The sequence below is a fragment of the Thermostichus sp. MS-CIW-36 genome, from assembly GCF_054059035.1.
The window spans coordinates 1-17,747 of record NZ_JBSSBR010000046.1; the positions used below are offsets into that span (position 1 = coordinate 1).

Annotated in this window: 13 protein-coding genes and 1 tRNA gene; 6 read left to right on the plus strand and 8 right to left on the minus strand. The window is 56.3% G+C overall.

Annotated elements, in window-relative coordinates; genetic code table 11:
• Nucleotides 1–77: 77 nt before the first annotated feature.
• From ispD to ACVWVQ_RS13555, 5 genes are all read right to left on the minus strand, one after another.
• Nucleotides 78–800: a 2-C-methyl-D-erythritol 4-phosphate cytidylyltransferase gene (gene ispD / locus ACVWVQ_RS13535; protein ID WP_457508976.1), complete on the minus strand. Its 723-nt coding sequence runs from the start codon at nucleotides 798–800 to the stop codon at nucleotides 78–80.
• Between the two features lie 45 nt (nucleotides 801–845).
• A complete protein-coding gene (locus tag ACVWVQ_RS13540) occupies nucleotides 846–2,216 on the minus strand; it encodes an ammonium transporter (RefSeq protein WP_240527655.1) in 1,371 nt (456 codons plus the stop codon).
• Between the two features lie 303 nt (nucleotides 2,217–2,519).
• Nucleotides 2,520–3,926, minus strand: a complete 1,407-nt coding sequence (locus ACVWVQ_RS13545; RefSeq protein ID WP_457473451.1) for an ammonium transporter — start codon at nucleotides 3,924–3,926, stop codon at nucleotides 2,520–2,522.
• 154 nt (nucleotides 3,927–4,080) lie between these two features.
• Nucleotides 4,081–4,419 (minus strand): P-II family nitrogen regulator, encoded by a 339-nt coding sequence (locus ACVWVQ_RS13550; RefSeq protein WP_011430352.1) that lies wholly within the window; start codon nucleotides 4,417–4,419, stop codon nucleotides 4,081–4,083.
• Between the two features lie 151 nt (nucleotides 4,420–4,570).
• Nucleotides 4,571–5,986: an IctB family putative bicarbonate transporter gene (locus ACVWVQ_RS13555; RefSeq protein ID WP_457508978.1), complete on the minus strand. Its 1,416-nt coding sequence runs from the start codon at nucleotides 5,984–5,986 to the stop codon at nucleotides 4,571–4,573.
• 935 nt (nucleotides 5,987–6,921) lie between these two features.
• Here ACVWVQ_RS13555 and holA point away from each other — a divergent pair.
• Nucleotides 6,922–7,989, plus strand: a complete 1,068-nt coding sequence (holA, locus tag ACVWVQ_RS13560; protein ID WP_457508980.1) for a DNA polymerase III subunit delta — start codon at nucleotides 6,922–6,924, stop codon at nucleotides 7,987–7,989.
• A gap of 64 nt (nucleotides 7,990–8,053) precedes the next feature.
• Here holA and ACVWVQ_RS13565 read toward each other — a convergent pair whose 3' ends face one another.
• The 3 genes from ACVWVQ_RS13565 to ACVWVQ_RS13575 all read right to left on the minus strand — a co-directional run bounded on the left by ACVWVQ_RS13565 (nucleotide 8,054) and on the right by ACVWVQ_RS13575 (nucleotide 11,572).
• The gene (locus tag ACVWVQ_RS13565) at nucleotides 8,054–8,665 is read right to left on the minus strand and encodes a cytochrome c oxidase subunit 3 (RefSeq protein ID WP_414423961.1); all 612 of its coding nucleotides are present in this window, start codon (nucleotides 8,663–8,665) and stop codon (nucleotides 8,054–8,056) included.
• A 118-nt stretch (nucleotides 8,666–8,783) separates the two neighbouring features.
• Nucleotides 8,784–10,490, minus strand: a complete 1,707-nt coding sequence (ctaD, locus tag ACVWVQ_RS13570) for a cytochrome c oxidase subunit I (RefSeq protein ID WP_457508982.1) — start codon at nucleotides 10,488–10,490, stop codon at nucleotides 8,784–8,786.
• Nucleotides 10,491–10,567: 77 nt separating this feature from the next.
• Nucleotides 10,568–11,572 carry a cytochrome c oxidase subunit II gene (locus tag ACVWVQ_RS13575; protein ID WP_457508984.1) on the minus strand — a complete coding sequence of 335 codons (1,005 nt, stop codon included), beginning with the start codon at nucleotides 11,570–11,572 and terminating at the stop codon, nucleotides 10,568–10,570.
• A 583-nt stretch (nucleotides 11,573–12,155) separates the two neighbouring features.
• On the opposite strand from ACVWVQ_RS13575, the gene ACVWVQ_RS13580 reads away from it, so the two are divergent.
• From ACVWVQ_RS13580 to ACVWVQ_RS13600, 5 genes are all read left to right on the plus strand, one after another.
• On the plus strand, nucleotides 12,156–13,418 hold the full coding sequence (locus ACVWVQ_RS13580; RefSeq protein WP_457508986.1) for an RNA-guided endonuclease InsQ/TnpB family protein: 1,263 nt from the start codon (nucleotides 12,156–12,158) through the stop codon (nucleotides 13,416–13,418).
• A gap of 70 nt (nucleotides 13,419–13,488) precedes the next feature.
• Nucleotides 13,489–14,616: an FAD-binding oxidoreductase gene (locus tag ACVWVQ_RS13585; protein ID WP_457508988.1), complete on the plus strand. Its 1,128-nt coding sequence runs from the start codon at nucleotides 13,489–13,491 to the stop codon at nucleotides 14,614–14,616.
• A gap of 143 nt (nucleotides 14,617–14,759) precedes the next feature.
• Nucleotides 14,760–15,572, plus strand: coding sequence for a TPM domain-containing protein (locus tag ACVWVQ_RS13590; protein WP_457384620.1), 813 nt, complete (start codon nucleotides 14,760–14,762; stop codon nucleotides 15,570–15,572).
• 83 nt (nucleotides 15,573–15,655) lie between these two features.
• Nucleotides 15,656–15,728, plus strand: a tRNA-Thr gene (locus ACVWVQ_RS13595).
• A gap of 189 nt (nucleotides 15,729–15,917) precedes the next feature.
• Nucleotides 15,918–17,516, plus strand: coding sequence for a DUF6930 domain-containing protein (locus tag ACVWVQ_RS13600; protein WP_457508990.1), 1,599 nt, complete (start codon nucleotides 15,918–15,920; stop codon nucleotides 17,514–17,516).
• The last annotated feature ends 231 nt before the right edge of the window (nucleotides 17,517–17,747 follow it).

Here is a 17,747-nt window from a genome sequence, read left to right on the forward strand (position 1 = left end):
TACAACTCTTTGCCGCAAATCCAAAGAATGAGTCGGCATTCCTTTCTCTCCTTCCTCTTGAATACCTGTACCCTATTTTAAATTAAAAGGCTGTAACGCGCTGGTCCGAGACGCTGCTGCAGGATTTGTGCGGCCAGCAACACATCCAGGGGGGTGGTTAGCTTCAGATTGGATTCCTCCCCTTCGACGATGTAGACTGGCCAACCCAGCTTCTCGAATAGGGCTGCATCATCGGTTACCTGCCAACCCTGGGCCAGAGCCTCCCGATGGGCTTGCCATAGCATCGACAGGCGAAACCCCTGCGGCGTTTGCGCTGCCCACAGCCGGCTGCGTTCTGGGGTTGACTGAATTTGGATCCCTTTTGGGCCTGCCTCAGCGACTTTAATCGTGTCCTTGACAGGGATCCCCGCGATGAGACCATCCACCTGCTGCAAAGCAGCACTACAGCGATCGAACAACTTAGGGGTAGCTAGGCAGCGGGCCCCATCGTGGATCAACACCCGCTCTACTGTTCCCAGGTTATAGAGATACTCAACCCCCCTGTAAACCGACTCCTGCCGCGTCGCCCCCCCTTGTAAAAGCTGCACCGGCGTGGACAGATCCATTGCCGCCAGGATCTGCTCGATGGCTGGCCAATCGCCGGGTTGGGAGAGAATGCCAATCCACTCGATGGAGCTGGCCTGATCCGCAGCCTGCAACGTCCAAGCCAAAATTGGCTGACCCAAGAGCGGCAGCAACAGCTTGTTGACCGCAGCCCCCATTCGCTTGCCGCTGCCAGCCGCCGGGATCAGAAGGTGCATGGGATCCAAAAGCGCATTCAACCGGATCCCAGTGTACTGCTCAACTCAACCTTCCAACTCTCCCGAAGCAGTGACAAAGTCAGGGTAGGCAATGTTGCCGTGCTCGCCAATATCCAAGCCGGCCAACTCTTCTTCTGCCGAGACGCGCAGACCGATGGTGCCCTTCAAAATCAAAAACAAAGCCAGACAACAGATAAAAGACCATCCTCCCAGGGCAATAACCCCCAGAATCTGTACCGGCAACACCGCCCAAGTCACCCCCGCTTCCGCATGGGCAAACCACGGGATCCCTGCAGCAATGACCCCCCAAGCGCCGCACACCCCATGTACCGACACCGCCCCCACCGGGTCATCCACCTTCAAGGTGCCCTCGATAAACAGCACCGACAACACCACCAACACCCCGGCCACCGAGCCGATAAGGATTGCCCCCAAAGGATGAACAGTGTTGCAAGGAGCAGTAATGCCCACCAGCCCCGCCAGTGTCCCATTGGCTGCAAACGTCATGTCCGGCTTGGTAAAAATGGCCCAGGAAGTACAGAGAGCGCCGATGGCTCCTGCCGCCCCGGCCAAATAGGTATTGAAAGCAATCCAGCCAATATCAGGAATCGCTGCCGTTGTAGAGCCGGCATTAAAGCCAATCCAGCCCAGCCACAGGATCAACGCCCCCAACATGCCCAAGGGTAAGCTATGCCCGGGAATAGCCCGCGGCTCCCCATTGGGACCATACTTGCCCAAGCGCGGACCCAACACCAAAGTTCCCGCAAAAGCTGCAGCCCCACCCACCAAGTGCACCACCCCCGACCCGGCAAAGTCAATGTAGCCCAGGTTTTCCAGCCAGCCGGCTGTACCACCGTTGTAGTCGGCAAACAGGCCATTCCAGGCCCAGCCCCCGGAAATCGGGTAGATCGCCCCGGAGATGACGATAGAGTAAATCAAATAAGCCAAAAAGCGGGTGCGTTCCGCCATTGCCCCGGAGACAATGGTGGCAGCGGTGGCGGCAAACACCAGTTGGAAACAGAAGAACGTGAAAGGCCAAGCATCGTTTTGACTGCCGGCTTCAGCTCCCTGTTGCCAGTTGAAAAAAAACCAGTTGGTGCCCAAAAAACCGGCCACATGGGATCCGAACATCAGCCCAAACCCCAAAAACCAAAAAGCGCAGGCCCCGAAGCAGAAGTCCATCAGGTTCTTCAGGACAATGTTGGTAGCATTTTTAGCCCGCGTGAAGCCCGCCTCCACCATGGCAAAGCCCGCCTGCATGAAAAACACCAGCGCCCCGGCCACCGTTGTCCAGACGATGTCGGCATGGTATTGCTGAGTTTTCAGTAAGGTTTGTAGCTCAGCCCAAGCCTCGGGTGGGAGAGCCTGTTCCAGAGCCGTGAGATCCGTCTGGGCCAGAGCAGGCGGGGCAACCAAACTTCCCAACCCCAGCAAAGCTCCAACCCCCAGCAGGACTTTCCCCCCTGTCCTCAAACCCAAAAGGATCCCCTGCCGAAGACGAGAGAAAACAGTCTCACCTATCTGACTTTTCATCTCGATTCCAAGTCCCACACCTCGATTTTGAGCTATTTCTCCCCTCCTACCCGTAACCACCTACACCAATGCCACCAAATACATCAACAAGCCACAAAAGAGAGGGCCAGACCTGACCCCCTCTCTTGATTTTCAGTCCCGTGTCGCTCAGATCCGACAGCCTCCCGTCGAACCGAGCGCAACAGCTCAAGCTCCCTCCACCTCGGTGGCAGCAGTAACGAAGTCAGGGTAGGCTATGTTGCCGTGCTCGCCCACATCCAAACCGGCAATCTCTTCCTCGGCGCTGACGCGCAAGCCAACAGTTACCTTGAGGATTAAAAACAGGATTAGACAGGTGATGAAGGGCCAGAAGAAGAGAGCGAGAGCGCCTACCACCTGCACGCCGAACTGTGCCCAGGTAACCTCTGAATTGGCGTGAGCAAACCAAGGGATCCCTGCTGCCAACACCCCCCAGATACCACAGGTGCCATGCACGGAAACCGCGCCCACTGGGTCATCAATTTTCAGCGCCGTATCCAAAATCACCGCGGAGAGCACCACGAGGATTCCGGCCACCGAGCCAATGATCAAGGCCCCCAGCGGATGAACTGTATTGCAAGGGGCAGTGATGCCCACCAAGCCCGCCAGCACCCCGTTGGCGGCAAAGGTCATATCCGGCTTGCCAAAATGAACCCAAGAGGTGAACATCGCCCCAATTGCTCCAGCCGAAGCTGCCAGCAGCGTATTCATGGCAATCCAGCCAATATCGACAGAGGCTGCAGTGGTGGAACCGGCATTAAACCCGATCCAGCCCAAGGCGAGGATAAACACCCCCAACATCCCCAGCGGCAGGTTGTGGCCAGGGATCGCCCGCGGCTCTCCATTAGGGCCGTACTTGCCAATGCGAGGGCCAAGCGCGATCGCACCTGCCAAGGCCGCAGCGCCCCCTACCAAATGCACCACCCCCGATCCAGCGAAATCAATGTAGCCCAGATTTTCCAGCCAGCCGGCTGTGCCGCCGTTGTAGTCGCCGAACAGCCCGTTCCAGGCCCAACCCCCAGAGATGGGGTAGATTAGCCCAGAAATAACGATGGAGTAGATCAAGTAGGCCAAGAACTTAGTGCGCTCTGCCATCGCTCCGGAAACAATGGTGGCGGCGGTAGCGGCAAACACCATCTGGAAGACAAAGAAAGTAAAGGGCCAGCCATCTGCCTCGTAAGCCTGCTGCCAGCCAAAAGCAAACCAGTCAGTGCCGAAGAAGCCAGCACTTTTGCCGAACATGAGGCCAAACCCGATGAACCAGAAGGCGCAACAGCCCATGCAGAAGTCCATCAAGTTCTTCATCATGATGTTGGCGGCATTCTTGGCGCGGGTAAAGCCCGTCTCCACCATGGCGAACCCTGCCTGCATGAAGAACACCAAGGCCGCCGACACGATCGTCCAAACAACGTCAGCGTGTTTCTGAACTTCCTCGGCCTCTTGAGCAAAGGCAGTTCCCTGGCCGAATAGAAAAACCAGCGCAGCCATTAGAGCGGCAGTCAGACTCCACTTGGCCGGTCGCCAAAGCCACTGGGGCACCTGGCTCTTGAGCTTTTGGATCATTGTCGTACTCATGCTTTTCGACTCACCTAAAGTGACAGTACTTCTCGCAACACATTACCCGAAAAGTAGGGCAAGAACACCTCATCAGATATACAGCAAAAGAGACATGAAGCAAACTCACACGAGGCTCAGGCCGGGCAACCCAAACCCTGAACGTGATCCCTTCTCATAGGGCATCTTGGTTGAGCTCGCCAGTTCGGATGCGGATGGTTTTTTCGACGGGGCTGATGAAAATCTTGCCGTCCCCAATTTCGCCGGTGCGAGCCGCTGCAATCAGCTTCTCCACCACCGTATCCACCAGGTCATCTTCGACCACGATCTCCACTTTCAGCTTTTGTAGGAACTCTACCGTGTACTCGGATCCCCGGTAACGCTCGGTTTGTCCCTTTTGCCGGCCAAAACCCCGTACTTCACTTACGGTCATGCCGACAATCCCGGCATTGACCAAAGCAATTTTGACCTCATCCAACTTAAATGGCCGGATCACGGCCTCGATTTTTTTCATCTGCCTCCTGCACCCTGAACAGTTCCGCTAATTTCTAACACTACCAACACCTGTGAATTGTAAAAACGGATACATTTTTTATCTCCTACTGAAGATGCTTACCACTCTGGGTTGGCTCCCGTCAAGACTGGAAGGTCAAGCTTAAGCTACCTTAACGGGAGGAAGCCTCCGATGGGGTCTCACCAACATCCACGGGCGGCTGAGGGCTAAGAGAGGCCAAGCTGGCTGTAATGAGCGCTACCGCAAGCCACCACAGCATTTGTACCTGTGGACGATACCAGATGGTATCCACCAAGCCGTGGACCATCATGCCGGTGCAAGCGGCCAAGCCCGCTGCCACCCACAGACCCTGGGGATCCCGCAAGTTGAGCAAAGTTTTCCAGCATCTCCAGCCGTGATCCCAGAGCACCAAGAGGAACCAGGCGAAAGTTAAAGATCCGATGAAGCCAGTCTCTACGGTGAGCTGCAGCGGCACTGAATAGGCTCCAAGGGCGCTGAAGTTGCCTCGTTGGTAGAGGGGATAGACGCGGTTAAAGGCAACATTACCGGGGCCGATCCCCAAGATGGGAAAGTCGCGGATCATCTCCAGCACCGCCGCCCAGACATTGAGGCGAAAGTTGTTGCTGGTATCCAACCGCCCCCAAAAAAGGCTCTGCACCCGCAGCCGCAGGGAGCGTACCGTCAGGATCCCGAGCAACAGAGCAGCCCCCCCTCCGCCCAACAGGGCCGGCAAGGCCCAACGCCGCCAGCGGGCTGGCAAATCGACAGAATGCCACTGTGCCAACAGCACGGCCATCAGGGTGAGCATGGCCAGCCCCCCAATCCAGGCGCCACGACTGTAGGTGAGCAACAGGCAAATCAGGTTCACCGCCGTCGTAAACCCGGCCAGGAGTTTCGCCCCCCAACTGGGCCAAATCCAAGTGGCGGCCAGCCCCAGAGGAATGACCGGGATCAAGTAGCCCCCATACAGATTTGGATTGCGCAGATAGCTGTACACCCGCGTCAGACCTGCCAAGCCCGACTCCGGATCCACCCAGGTGGCCAGTTCTGCTGCCCCATAAAAGTATTGCCGCAGGCCGTAGACCCCCATCACCAAGCTGACCAAAAGCAGGGATCCCACAATCCCATCTCGGAATTGGGGTTTGCGCAGCAGACGATGCAACAACAGATAACCAGCCAGGTAGAGAGTCAACTTCAGCCAGCCATCCCGCGCTGCGTAGGGAACCGGAGAGAGAATCGTCGCCAAGGTGGCAATTCCCCAGAAAAGGACCAGGGGCAGATGCAGCGGCAGCCCAATCGGCGTTTCCACCAAAGTGCCCAGGCCCACCAGAGCGGCCATAGCCAGCAAAATCAGGCCCAGGATGCCGGTGGAGCTTTGCGCAGAGAAAACCCAGTAAAGCAGTACCAGCCCCAGGCCGATGCGGTCGGAAGTCTGCACCAATACGCTGCTTTTCCCCCAACTCTGCAGGGATCCCAATAGACGACCCAAAAGGCTCCCCTGCTGCCAAGCCTTGATGGGAAAGTCGCGCAGCAGAAAACCGTGCCACCGTTGCGTTGCTCGTTCCATAATCCTCTGGGGCGTGTTGGGCCCAAATCCCCACACCTCAAGTCATCCTACTGGTTTCACCAGCGGGACAAAGCTTTAGTCTATATCCCCAGAGGCAAGGAGACAACGAAGAAGAGCGCAACTTCTTATCGCGCCAGCCGGACAAAGTACCCCTCAACAAAAACAAAGAACCGGCTGACTCACAAGGCTCTACAAGACAAAAGGCATCGAAGAGTTATCAAAGTTGGGTTTTCAATCTTAAGAACAAGTCTCTGTAAAAAGCAAAGAAGAACAGCAGGAAAAACTACAAAAAGCTCTATCTCAATCTTCAATCAAATGTTGGATTGCCGCAATCGAAGATCTCCTGACCTACCACAGACCGATTCTCAAAAGATTCTTCAGGCAACACAGGCTAACACTTGACCTTGAGATCCTCTTTCACCTTCGGCATTAAGAGAAGGGATTTGATCGCCTAAGCGGGATCCAGACCAACCTTCCTTGGCTCTAACTGCGTTCTGGGAATTGGAGTTGGAATAGTGAATCTGGACACGAGTGGGACGGCCCAGACCCAGGGCGGATCCCATGCAACGGGCTAAGATTTGCACCTTAAACTCAAACTCGCCAATGTCATCCATACTCTTCAGACCTGCGTTCTTTACCCCCAATTTATTAAGTGTAGGAGAAGATCCACGAAATCTCTTCAGTGGGAATACAGAATTTTTTGGGCTGCGGAGACTTCTGGATTATGAAGTTTGTGTAAAGATGCCTTTGTTCTCCCCAGATGAGGGGGAGTGCTTGACCTATTCTTAAGTAACTTGAGTCAAGCTAGGGGCGAGACTGGCTCCCTCCACCAAGCTGAGCAGGGATCCCAGCCAAACCGCTTAGACAAGGGGAACTGACCTACGCAAAATGGAGGAAGTAGGGGAAAAGCATCTCGTAAATCACTCGGTCGAAGCGTGCCCGTTTACCTGTACTGGGGAGATGACACCTATCGCCTGATGCAGGCGGTACAGCAGTTGCGGGATCAAGTGCTGGATCCCCACTGGGCAGCTTTTAACTACGATCGCCTGCCGCCGGAATCCACGATTGCCGGGCTCAACCAAGCCATGACCCCGCCGCTGGGATCCAACGCCCGCTTGGTTTGGCTGGAAGAGACAACACTCACCCAACATTGCCCGGAAGATCTGTGGGAAGAAGTGGAGCGAACCTTGGCCCAGTTACCCCCTACCACCCATTTGCTCTTGACCACCAGCAGCAAACCGGATGGGCGCCTGAAATCCACCAAAATCCTCAAAAAAACGGCCATTGTCCGCGAGTTTTCCCAACTGGCCCCTTGGGATGAGGAGGGCATTCTCCAGCAGGTGCAGCGGGAAGCTGAACAACGGGATCTGGCCCTCAGCCCGGCAGCCGCCCAGAAATTGGCCGAGGCGGTGGGCAATGACTCCCGTCGCTTGGCGATGGAATTGGAAAAGCTGGCCCTGTTTACGGCAGGTCAACAGGATCCCATTTCTCCTGAACAAGTCGAGGCGTTAGTTCCCGCCAGCGCCTACAACAGCTTTCAATTGGCGGGATCCCTGCGCAAAGGGAATCTGGAACAAGCCCTACGCATCTTGACCCATCTGCTGGATCACAACGAGCCGGCCCTGAGGATTCTGGCGGTGCTGGTAGGCCAATTTCGCACCTGGCTATGGGTGCGGCTGCTGCTGGATCAGGGAGAACGGGATCCCAAGGTCATCGCCCAGAAAGCAGAAATCGGGAATCCCAATCGGGTTTACTTTCTGCAAAAAGAGGTGGGATCCCTGGAAAGCTCAGCTCTGCTAAGGGTGATGCAGCAACTTTTGCAACTGGAATACCAGCTCAAGCAAGGTCAGCCAGAGCGAGAGGTGTTTCAAGAGGCGCTGATCCAGATTGTGGCCTTTCTCCAGAAAGGCTCATCTTCCCGCAGCCGCTCTCAGACCTCAGCCGCCGCTCTTCTTGGGGAGAGGGGAACCATTGGCCCAGCGAGCCGCCCCACTGCCACTTGAGGTAACCATGGGGCAGAGCTGAAATGGCTCTACGGGTTGCTGCCAAAATGGCTTCGAGACAACCTCAGAGCAAATAGAGCAAGATAAACAACACGATCCAAACCCCATCCACAAAGTGCCAGTAGATCTCAGCAGCTTCGACGCCAAAATGATGTTGAGCGCTGTAGTGGCCGGGTTTAAAGGAGCGCCAGAGCACCGCCAAAATGAACAGCAACCCTGCCAGCACGTGAAGACCATGAAACCCCGTTAAAACATAGAAGGTGCTGGCAAACAAATTGGTGGTGAGGCCAAACTCCAGGTTGCTGTACTCATAGAGTTGCCCTGCCAGGAAAACCGCCCCCATCAGGGCTGTGAGGGCAAACCACAGTCGCAGGCCCTTGACATCATTGGCCTTGATGGCCGACCCAGCTTTGTGAATGACGAAGCTGCTGGAGAGCAAAATCACCGTGTTGATCCCAGGCAAAAGCAATTCCCGCTCTGGGGTTCCCTCCGGCGGCCACACCGGGGCGGTGAGGCTATAGGCCAGGTAGGCCATGAACAGCCCTAGGAAAAGACAGCCTTCTGCCACCAAAAACATCAAGATGCCAAAGACGCGATGATCCGGGTGCTCAGCATGGGCAGTGTGGGCCCTTGAGTGGCCAACCATCAGCGTTTCAGAGGCAAGGGATCCTTGCATATTCCTTTCCACCTAAATTCCTGAATTCCTGAGACTTCTTGAGGCTGTACAAGCAGCCCAGCCAAGACTGGAATACCCAGTGAGCAGGGGATCAGCCGCCCACCGGGCATCCGGCCTGCTAAGAAGAAGTAGGCTCCGCTTCTGCCAGCGCCAGCTCCCGCAAGGTTTGCAACTGAGCAGCAAAGTAGTCCAGCGTCTCCTTGCTGTGCAAGCCGTAGTCGTAGGGGCCAGTTAGCAGAATGGGATCCCCATAAAAGTTGTGATGGGGCGGGGGAGAAGAAGTTGTCCACTCCAGTGTCAGGGCCTGCCAAGGATTATCCCCAGCTTTTGGCCCGGCCACCCAGGAGTAGATGACGTTGACCAAAAAGGGCAGAGTGGAAAGGGCGAGCATAAAGGCGCCCACCGAGCTGATCCAGTTCAGATCGGCAAATTGCGGGTCGTATTGGGCAACGCGGCGGGGCATCCCCATCAGGCCCAGCTTGTGCATCGGCAGAAAGCAGATGTTGAAGCCGACGAAGGTCAGCACAAAATGTACCCGTCCCCAAAACTCATTCAACATGCGCCCCGTCATCTTGGGGAACCAATGGTAGATACCGGCATAGATCCCGAACACGCTGCCCCCAAACAACACATAGTGCAGGTGGGCTACCACAAAGTAGGTGTCGTGGACGTGGATATCCAGGGGCACCGAGGCGAGAATAATGCCGCTCAACCCCCCGATCACAAACATCGAGACAAAGCCCATGCCAAACAGCATGGCCGACCGGAAGTGGATCTTGCCGCCCCACAAAGTGGCCAGCCAGCTAAACACCTTGATCCCAGTGGGAACGGCAATGGCCATGGTGGCGATCATGAAGAACACCCGCATCCAGTCAGGGGTGCCGCTGGTGAACATGTGGTGCGCCCAGACGATCAACCCCAAAAAGCAGATGGCCAAGCTGGAATAGGCAATGGCTTTGTAAGCAAAGATGGGCTTGCGGGCATGCACCGGCAAAATCTCCGAGATCATGCCAAAGACCGGCAAGATCATGATGTAAACCGCCGGGTGGGAGTAGAACCAGAACATGTGCTGGTAGACCACCGGATCCCCGCCGCCGCTGGGGTTGAAAAAGGCCGTACCCGCCAACAGGTCAAAGCTAAGCAAAATCAACGCACCAGCCAGAACCGGTGTTGCAATGAGGGTGAGAACAGAGGCTGCCAGCATGGCCCAGCAAAACAGCGGCATGTCTTCCATCTTCATGCCGGGCATGCGCATCTTCAGAATGGTGGTGATGAAGTTAACCGCCGCCAGGATGGAGGAGGTTCCTGCCAGCAAAATGCTCAGGATCCAGAGTTCTTCGCCCACTTTGCCGCTGATCAAGCTGAGGGGGGGGTAGGAAGTCCAGCCGGCAGCCGGAGCCTCTATGAACAGGCTGGCCAAAAGCAGGATCCCTGTGGGCGGAACCAGCCAAAAGGCCACTGCATTCAGCTTGGGGAAGGCCATATCCCGCGCCCCGATCATCAGCGGTACCAGGTAGTTGCCAAAGCCCCCCACCAAAGCAGGCACGATCCACAAAAAGATCATGATCGTGGCGTGCAGGGTAAAGGCACCGTTGTACCGCTCAAAGCCGAGAAAGTCCGCCTCCGGGGTAGCCAGCTCTGCCCTTACTGCCGTCGCCAGCGCCCCTCCCACTAAGTAGAAGAAAAAGGTGGTCACCAAGTACTGGATCCCGATGACCTTGTGATCGGTGGAGAAGGTAAAGAAGCGCCACCAAGGCTCAGCAGGAAGTTCCAGTTCAACCTTCGGTGCAGTAACAAGTCTCGGATTGTCTTGTAGCTGGGTCATTGCCAAAAAGCTCCCGTGTCGCGTCGGCGGAATGGTGTTCTCAGAAGCGCAGGCCAAAGGGATGTTGGGGATCCCGGCTAGCCTGCAGAAGGAAGGGATCCAGAATGGGACTGGAGAGACTTCAAATCTGAGGGGGAGACGCCCAAACGCTGGTGGTGGACATGGGCAAAGGCAGACTCGGCCTCAGGGGAGCCTGGCCGAGGAGAGGGATGGACTGGCGAGAAATCTGAAACGAGGGCCAAGGTGCTGCCCTCGCCACGGGCGGCCAAAACTTGCTCCTGCTGCCAGCGCTCGAAGTCTTCCGGCGTATCCACAAACAATTGCCCTGCCATCACCCCATGATAGGGGCCGCACAGCTCTGCGCAGACAATGGGGTACTGCCCCAGTTGGGTAGGCACAAACTCCAGGTGGGTTTCTCGGCCAGGGATGACATCCTGCTTGAGGCGAAACTGCGGCACCCAGAAGGCATGGTTCACATCCAGAGCTGTCATATCCAAGCGCACCCGCTTGTTCAGAGGAAGGTGCAGCTCGCTGGCCACCAGGCCGGAATCCGGGTAGGTGAACATCCAAGCATATTGCATGCCCTGCACTTGGACGACCAGATCCGGCTGGCCCATTTCCTTCCCGAGTAGCACTACAGGGGTATAAGCGTAGCCGGGATCCCCCGCCTCAGCTTCGTGGGAAGACTCCATCGCCATGGCTGCGTGGATGTGCCCGCCGACATCAGCACCCCCGTAGATGGCCTGGTAAACATCCAAGCTGGCCAAGCCTAACCAAAGAATGATCACCGCCGGCACCGCCGTCCACACGATCTCCAACAGCACGTTGCCGTGGCTGGGATCCCCGTCGCCTTTGTCGCCTCGCCGCTTGCGGTAGCGGACAATACAGTAGAGAAGTACACCCTGTACCACCAAAAAGATCCCTGTGGCAATGGTTATGGTGCTGTTAAAGAGGCTGTCGAACAAGGGGGCTGATTCGGCAGCAGATTCGGGAAGCAGATGGTGGTTTTGCCCGTACCAAAGGCTGGCAAGGGTCAGGAGGATCCCCATACCCACCAAGATGATGTTGCTAATCGCACTCACGACTGCTTTTCCCCAATACAGAGAGCATCTACCCTAGCAGACAATCCGCCCACAGCGTTTGCAGACTACGTTTTCTACTGTTGCCGTTTTTTGTTTTTGTTTACATTGCTTACAGGGCTTACAAAATTTTTGCCTATGGAGCCCGATCCGCTGTGCACGGACTTCCCACCGCTATCAAATACTAGTTCGCGGGGGAAAGAAAGTTGTGTAGACTTATGGATCTCTTCAGGATCTTCCTGGGTGAGCAGCGGCGAGACAGAGCTTTGGTTCCGAGATTTTCGGCAGACCTGTGTAAGGGCGGTACTGCACTGAAGGCCGGCTCTGGTTGAGGGCCATCTCTCCAAACAGAGGTTCTTGTTGCCCGCAGACTGAGGTAGGGTGGGATAACCCCGCAATTGGGCTGGTTTGGACAGGTTTTCTCTCTTTAACAAAGGAGGGGCGCGGGGAGCTATAAGTCCCGCGCTGTATGCAAAGCATCAGCGTCGGGATACATGGACTCCCCGCACTTGTCGATTCTCTCGATGGGATAAGACAAGTATTTACCAGCAGCTATAGCTTGTGGTAAACTGCCACTATGCTGACCATGAACTACACTTACCGGATCTATCCAGACGCCGCGCAGCAGGCCGAGCTGCGGTCGTGGCTTGAGACGTGCAGAGGCGTGTACAACTACGCTTTGCGCGAACTCAAAGACTGGATTGCTTCCCGTAAGTGTCCCATAGACAGATGCTCACTGGAGAAGGAATACATCATTCCTGCCGATGAGCCATTCCCGTCTTGCTATCGTCAGCAAAATAACCTACCCAAAACAAAGAAGCAATTCCCGCATTTGGCCAAGGTGCATTCTCAGGTCTTGCAGACTACGATTCGCAGGCTGCATGATACTTGGGAGGCATTCCAGAAGCGGGGATATGGGTTCCCCCGTTTCAAGAAACAAGGCCAATTAAAGTCTTTTGTGTTTCCCCAGTTCAAGGACAATCCCATCTCCGGCAGCAGTATCAAGCTACCAAAGATAGGAAAAGTGCCTATCAACTTGCATCGTCCTATCCCAGATGGGTTCAAGGTCAAGCAGGTGAGGGTACTGTCCAAGGTAAGAGGGACGCAATGGTATGTCGTCGTTACCATCGAATCGGACATATCGGTTCCCGATGCTCCGGTTCACGGTCGTGCGATTGGGATTGATCTGGGATTGGAACGGTTTTTGACGGTCTCAGATGGCAGCTTCCAGGAGCGGCCCAAGTTTTTTAGGTCGATGCAACGCAAGCTGAAATTGCTGCAACGCAGAGCGACACGAAAACAAAAGGGCTCACGAAACTGGGAGAAGGCACAAATCAAGGTTGCCAGGATGCACCATCGGATTGAGAACCGTCGTAAAGATTTCCACCTAAAGACGGCTCATAAGCTTTGTGACCAAGCGCAAACCATCTTTGCAGAAGACCTCAATGTCACAGGCTTGACACGGGGAATGCTGCGAAAAGATTGTGTCGATGTCGCTTTTGGACAATTTCTGTCTCTGTTGGAATGGGTGTGCTGGAAACGTGGAGTGTACTTCGCTAAAGTCAACTCCAACGGGACTAGCCAAACCTGCCCCAAATGTTTTGCCACTGTCAGTAAGGGGTTGAAGATTAGAGAGCATCATTGTCCTGAGTGTGGGTATCGAACTCATCGTGACCATGCAGCAGCAGAAATGGTTTTGCATCGTGGACTAGAGAATTTAGTAGCCCAGGGACTCTGGGGAACGGAAACAGCCTGCCAAGTCGTTCTGTCGGGGGTCTATGACCTAGATAAGTGGCGTGGGGCAGGAATGCCTAACCGTGAGGTTAGGAAGCCCGCGCTGTACCCGTAGGGTCAGCGTCGGGAGGATGTCACTCTCTGCTTCGCTTTCCCCAATGTCTTCTCCCCATTCACTGGCGACCTTGCTATCTGATCCAGGGGATCCCTTGCCGATCCAGACTCCATCAACGGTCTCGGAATTGGCCGGAATCTTAAAGGAGTGCCAAGGGCGGAAAGTGCTGCCGCTGGGGCAGGGGAGCAAGTGGGGCTGGGCCCACTCTGTGGAGCCGGTGGATTTGGTTCTCAGCACGCGCGGCTTACGCCGGCTCATCGACCATGCGGCTGCTGATCTCACCGTCACGGTGGAAGCTGGCATGACTTTGGCGGAACTGCAACACATCTTGGCCGAGCGGGGGCAATGGTGGCCGGTGGATCCCCTCTATCCGGAGCGGGCTACCCTGGGGGGCATTATCGCCACTGCCGATACGGGTTCTCTGCGCTGGCGTTACGGCGGGATCCGCGACTTGCTACTGGGCATGACCTGGGTGCGGGCGGATGGGGAAGTGGCCAAAGCGGGCGGGCGGGTTGTTAAGAATGTTGCCGGCTATGACCTGATGAAGCTGTTCACTGGATCCCTGGGCAGCTTGGGAATTTTGACCCAGGTGAGCCTGCGGCTTTACCCCTTGCCGGCAGCTCAGTCTGCTTTGCTGGCCATAGGATCTTTGCCGGAGCTGGAGGTCCTGTGTCAGCAGGTGCTGACCGGCCCGGTTAACCCTGTGGGGGTGGATCTCTGGCTAAGGGCAGAGGGATCCCAAGTTTGGCTCAGCTTTCACGGCTCGGAGCGGGCGATTGCCCAGCAGATGGCCCAAACGCGGCGGCTGGCCCCTGCAGGGCTGACTTTGCAGGAAGTGACTCCCGACTCTCTGCCCCTGCCTCAACCCGGCTCAGGGGCGGTGCTGGCCAAGTTCGGGTGCCTGCCCAATCAGAGCCTGGCAACATTGGAGCAGTTTCAAACCCTATTCCCTGGGGCTCAGGTGCAACTGCACCGAGGCTGTGGGCTAGGACGGGCTTGGCTGGTTCAGCCAGAAGTGGGATCCCTGATGCAACTGCAGCGCTACCTCAAGTCTGCGGGCGGATTTCTCCTGCTTCTGGAGGCGCCGCCGGCTCTGAAGAAGGCTCTTGCCCATGACTTTGGCCCGGCTGCAAGTCTGATGCGCAAGCTGAAGCAGCACTTCGACCCCGCCGGCACCTTTAGCCCCAGCTTGATATAAACATCGCCCTCGCCACCGCTGCTTCCCCGGGATCCCTCTGGCCAAACGTCTTGTTCCGGTGCATGATAGATGTATAAGAAATTGAAACATTTCTTAACATCATTTCTCAGTATCTCAGCGTCAAAGCTAGGAGAGGGATCGGCATGAGCATCGAGTGGCAGCGGATACTCCGCGTTGGGGTGGGCTTTTGCCTTGGGCTGTTGATTGCGGTGGGCGGGGGATCCCTGACCTGGGCGCAACCTGCCCTGCCGGTGGTGCCGATGGAGCTGCCTCAGCCGCCCGTGCCGGTCTTGGACTTGGCGGATCAGTTGACCAGCAATCAGGAAGCTCAACTGGCCCAGCATCTGAACAAGTTAGAGCAAGACACCGGCTGGAAGCTGCGGGTGCTGACTCAGTTCGACCAAACACCGGGTCGTCAGGTGAAAGAGTACTGGGGCTTGAATGAGCGCAGCGTTCTGATGGTGGCGGATCCCAGGGGGGGCAACTTGCTGGCGTTTAATGTGGGGGATGCTGTGCGCGAGATCTTGCCACGTACCTTTTGGATTGAGCTGCAATCTCGCTTTGGCAATCAATTCTACGTGCGGGAGCACGGCACCCACCGCGCCATCTTAGAGACCGTTGATGTTTTGGATCGCTGCTTTCATCAGGGGGGCTGCCGTGTGGTGCCCGGCCTGCCTCAAGAGCAGTGGATCCTAACGCTGGTGACCTCGATTTTGGGGGGGATTGTCCTTGGGTTTGCCGGCAAGCCCCGCCATGCGGAGGAGCTGTTTAACTGGCGTTGGGCCTTGCTCATTTCTCCCCTGTGGTTCATTCTGTTCGGGGCCTTCGGTATCGGCCCGGTGGTCACACGCACGCAGGATTGGATCCCGGTGTTGCGCAACGTCTTGGGGTTTCTGGCAGGGGCTTTGGTGATCTACCTAGCTCCCATTGCTCGCCCAGCAGTGGATCGGCAGTAGCTGACTCGTGAAGTCGGCTGGGCGTCCTTCCCTGCGAGCCCCAGTTCGCAGGGGACAAATGCTAGAATCGGTGAGCAGAAATTGCTGATGTAGCTCAGTTGGTAGAGCACTCGACTTGTAATCGAGCGGTCGTCAGTTCGAATCTGACCATCAGCTTCTGGTGCCATGGAACTTGGCTCTGCTGTCTCCTCTCCCTGAAGCCGAACTCAGCTTCTACACTGGTGGTTAGATTGGCATTAGCGGGATCCCTGGGTCTTGTTGACAGGAGGCCAAGGCCGATCCCTGCTCAGTTTGGCATACCTACTCAGCCGATTGGGTTGTTCTCCTGATTCTCCTTGGATGTCTATGTCCGGTCTCCCAGCCGCTACGGTTCGTCGATTGCAAAAGCTGCCCCAGGTGCCCTCGGTGTGGGAAGGGGATCGCCACAAGCTCTCAGGATCGCCACCCATGGGATCCCAAACGGAAGGGGAGTGCATTCTTTGGGTGGATGGCGTTCAGGGCGTGGTACGGGCCATGGAAGTGGTGCCCGCCGATTCTGGCTTTGAGCCGATGGTGCGAACCTTGATCATGGCTATGGAGCGGCCCCATGCTGCCTCACCTGCTCGCCCCCAGAAGATCATCGTGCGGGATCGAGAGGTGCAATTTTTCTTGCGCGGCATCCTGCACGAGCTGGACATTAAGGTGGAATGCCAGCCGGAATTGCCTCTGATCGACGAGATCCTGCAGAGCTTTGAAGAGGCCAACGAACGGATCCCTCCCCCTCTGCCGGAACACTATGTTGAGTTGCTGGCCGGCAAAGCCCTCACCCTCTGGCGAGATGCTCCCTGGGATTACCTAGAGGATCACCAAATCTTGGCCATCGACCTAGATCACTGGGACATCCAAACCCTTTATGTCTCGGTGATGGGGCGGTTGGGCATGGAGTATGGGGTACTTTTCTATCGCTCGCTGCCCTCTCTTAAACAGTTTCGCCAGGATGCGGGCCAGCCGGATACTCCCGAAGAGATGGAGGAAGCCTTCCTCAGACAAGATTGTCTCTATCTCACATTCCAAGCTAGCAATCCTGAACTTAACGAACTGCCAGATCTGGACTTGGCAGATTTGGATCCTGAGGAAGTTGAGCCGAACTTTGGCACCATTCACCCCCTGGAAGGCTTGCGCGTGACTTTGCAGGAGGACGAGGCAGCGGCCTTATCGGTGGCCCTGGAAGCCTTGCATCGCTTCTTCAAGCAGTACCACCGCAAGCTGGAAGATGACTTTCGCTCCTATCAAGGTCGGTACCGCATTCCCAACCCCCAAGAGAAGGGAGCAACCCTTTCGGTGCAGGTGCGCACTCTGCCGGACGTGGCTGAAGAGCTGCTGCAGCTGGAAGGGGAGGAGGAAGAACCTGCCCAAACCCTGCTGCGGGATGATTTGGTGCCGGAAGGGGCGCAGATAGGTCTGGGGGTCTTGCCGTGGACAACGGTGGAAATGCTGCGGCGCACGGGGCAATGGCATCCCCTCCCCCAAAGCAAGCTGGTGAAAAATGGAGAAGGGCTGCCGGTGGTGATTGTGCGCACCTCTCGATCAAAAGCAAAGCAGCTCATCGAGAATTTGCGTGGGGAAGGCGGGCCCCAGGGCGTTTGTTTCAACACAGGGGTGGATCCCTTCGATGGCGATCGCTACGACCTGGAAATTGTGCAAACGGGCAATCGTGACCTGCACCTGTTTGGGGAGTTTCCCGAAGATGATCCCGTCCACTCCATGGCTCGCAAGCGCTGGGAGCGGCGTTGCCGCGATACGGGTGGCTATTGCGGCTTGGTGGTGGCAATGGGAGTGAATTCTGCCCGTCCAGAGCTGCAAGTGCGCCACATTCTGGCCCTGTTTGAGATGCAGGCTTTGAACCCAACGGGACTGGGACTGGGGCCGATGGTGCGGATTAGCCGACAATTGCACTTGCCTTGACCGTCCAGATGGAGGCAGGTTAGGTGCTGCTGGTAACCTGAGCAACTTTCTCCCAGCCGGGATCCCTTCTTTCTATCTCTGGCAGGTTTACCGGGCGGTGATTCGGTTTTTCCAGGGATCCACGCTATCTTGGCTCTGGTTCTGATACATTTACGCTGAACACTGCTGAGCATTACTGCTCAGCGGTGAAGCGATAGCATTCTGTCCGTTTCCGTTGTCACTACGCGACGC

What these genes read in the sequence shown, in the direction of transcription:
- ispD (WP_457508976.1), bottom strand. Translation starts at nt 800, where the DNA reads ATGCACCTTCTGATCCCGGCGGCTGGCAGCGGCAAGCGAATGGGGGCT.
- ACVWVQ_RS13545 (WP_457473451.1), bottom strand. Translation starts at nt 3,926, where the DNA reads ATGAGTACGACAATGATCCAAAAGCTCAAGAGCCAGGTGCCCCAGTGG.
- ACVWVQ_RS13550 (WP_011430352.1), bottom strand. Translation starts at nt 4,419, where the DNA reads ATGAAAAAAATCGAGGCCGTGATCCGGCCATTTAAGTTGGATGAGGTC.
- ACVWVQ_RS13555 (WP_457508978.1), bottom strand. Translation starts at nt 5,986, where the DNA reads ATGGAACGAGCAACGCAACGGTGGCACGGTTTTCTGCTGCGCGACTTT.
- ACVWVQ_RS13565 (WP_414423961.1), bottom strand. Translation starts at nt 8,665, where the DNA reads ATGCAAGGATCCCTTGCCTCTGAAACGCTGATGGTTGGCCACTCAAGG.
- ctaD (WP_457508982.1), bottom strand. Translation starts at nt 10,490, where the DNA reads ATGACCCAGCTACAAGACAATCCGAGACTTGTTACTGCACCGAAGGTT.
- ACVWVQ_RS13580 (WP_457508986.1), top strand. Translation starts at nt 12,156, where the DNA reads ATGAACTACACTTACCGGATCTATCCAGACGCCGCGCAGCAGGCCGAG.
- ACVWVQ_RS13590 (WP_457384620.1), top strand. Translation starts at nt 14,760, where the DNA reads ATGAGCATCGAGTGGCAGCGGATACTCCGCGTTGGGGTGGGCTTTTGC.
- ACVWVQ_RS13600 (WP_457508990.1), top strand. Translation starts at nt 15,918, where the DNA reads ATGTCCGGTCTCCCAGCCGCTACGGTTCGTCGATTGCAAAAGCTGCCC.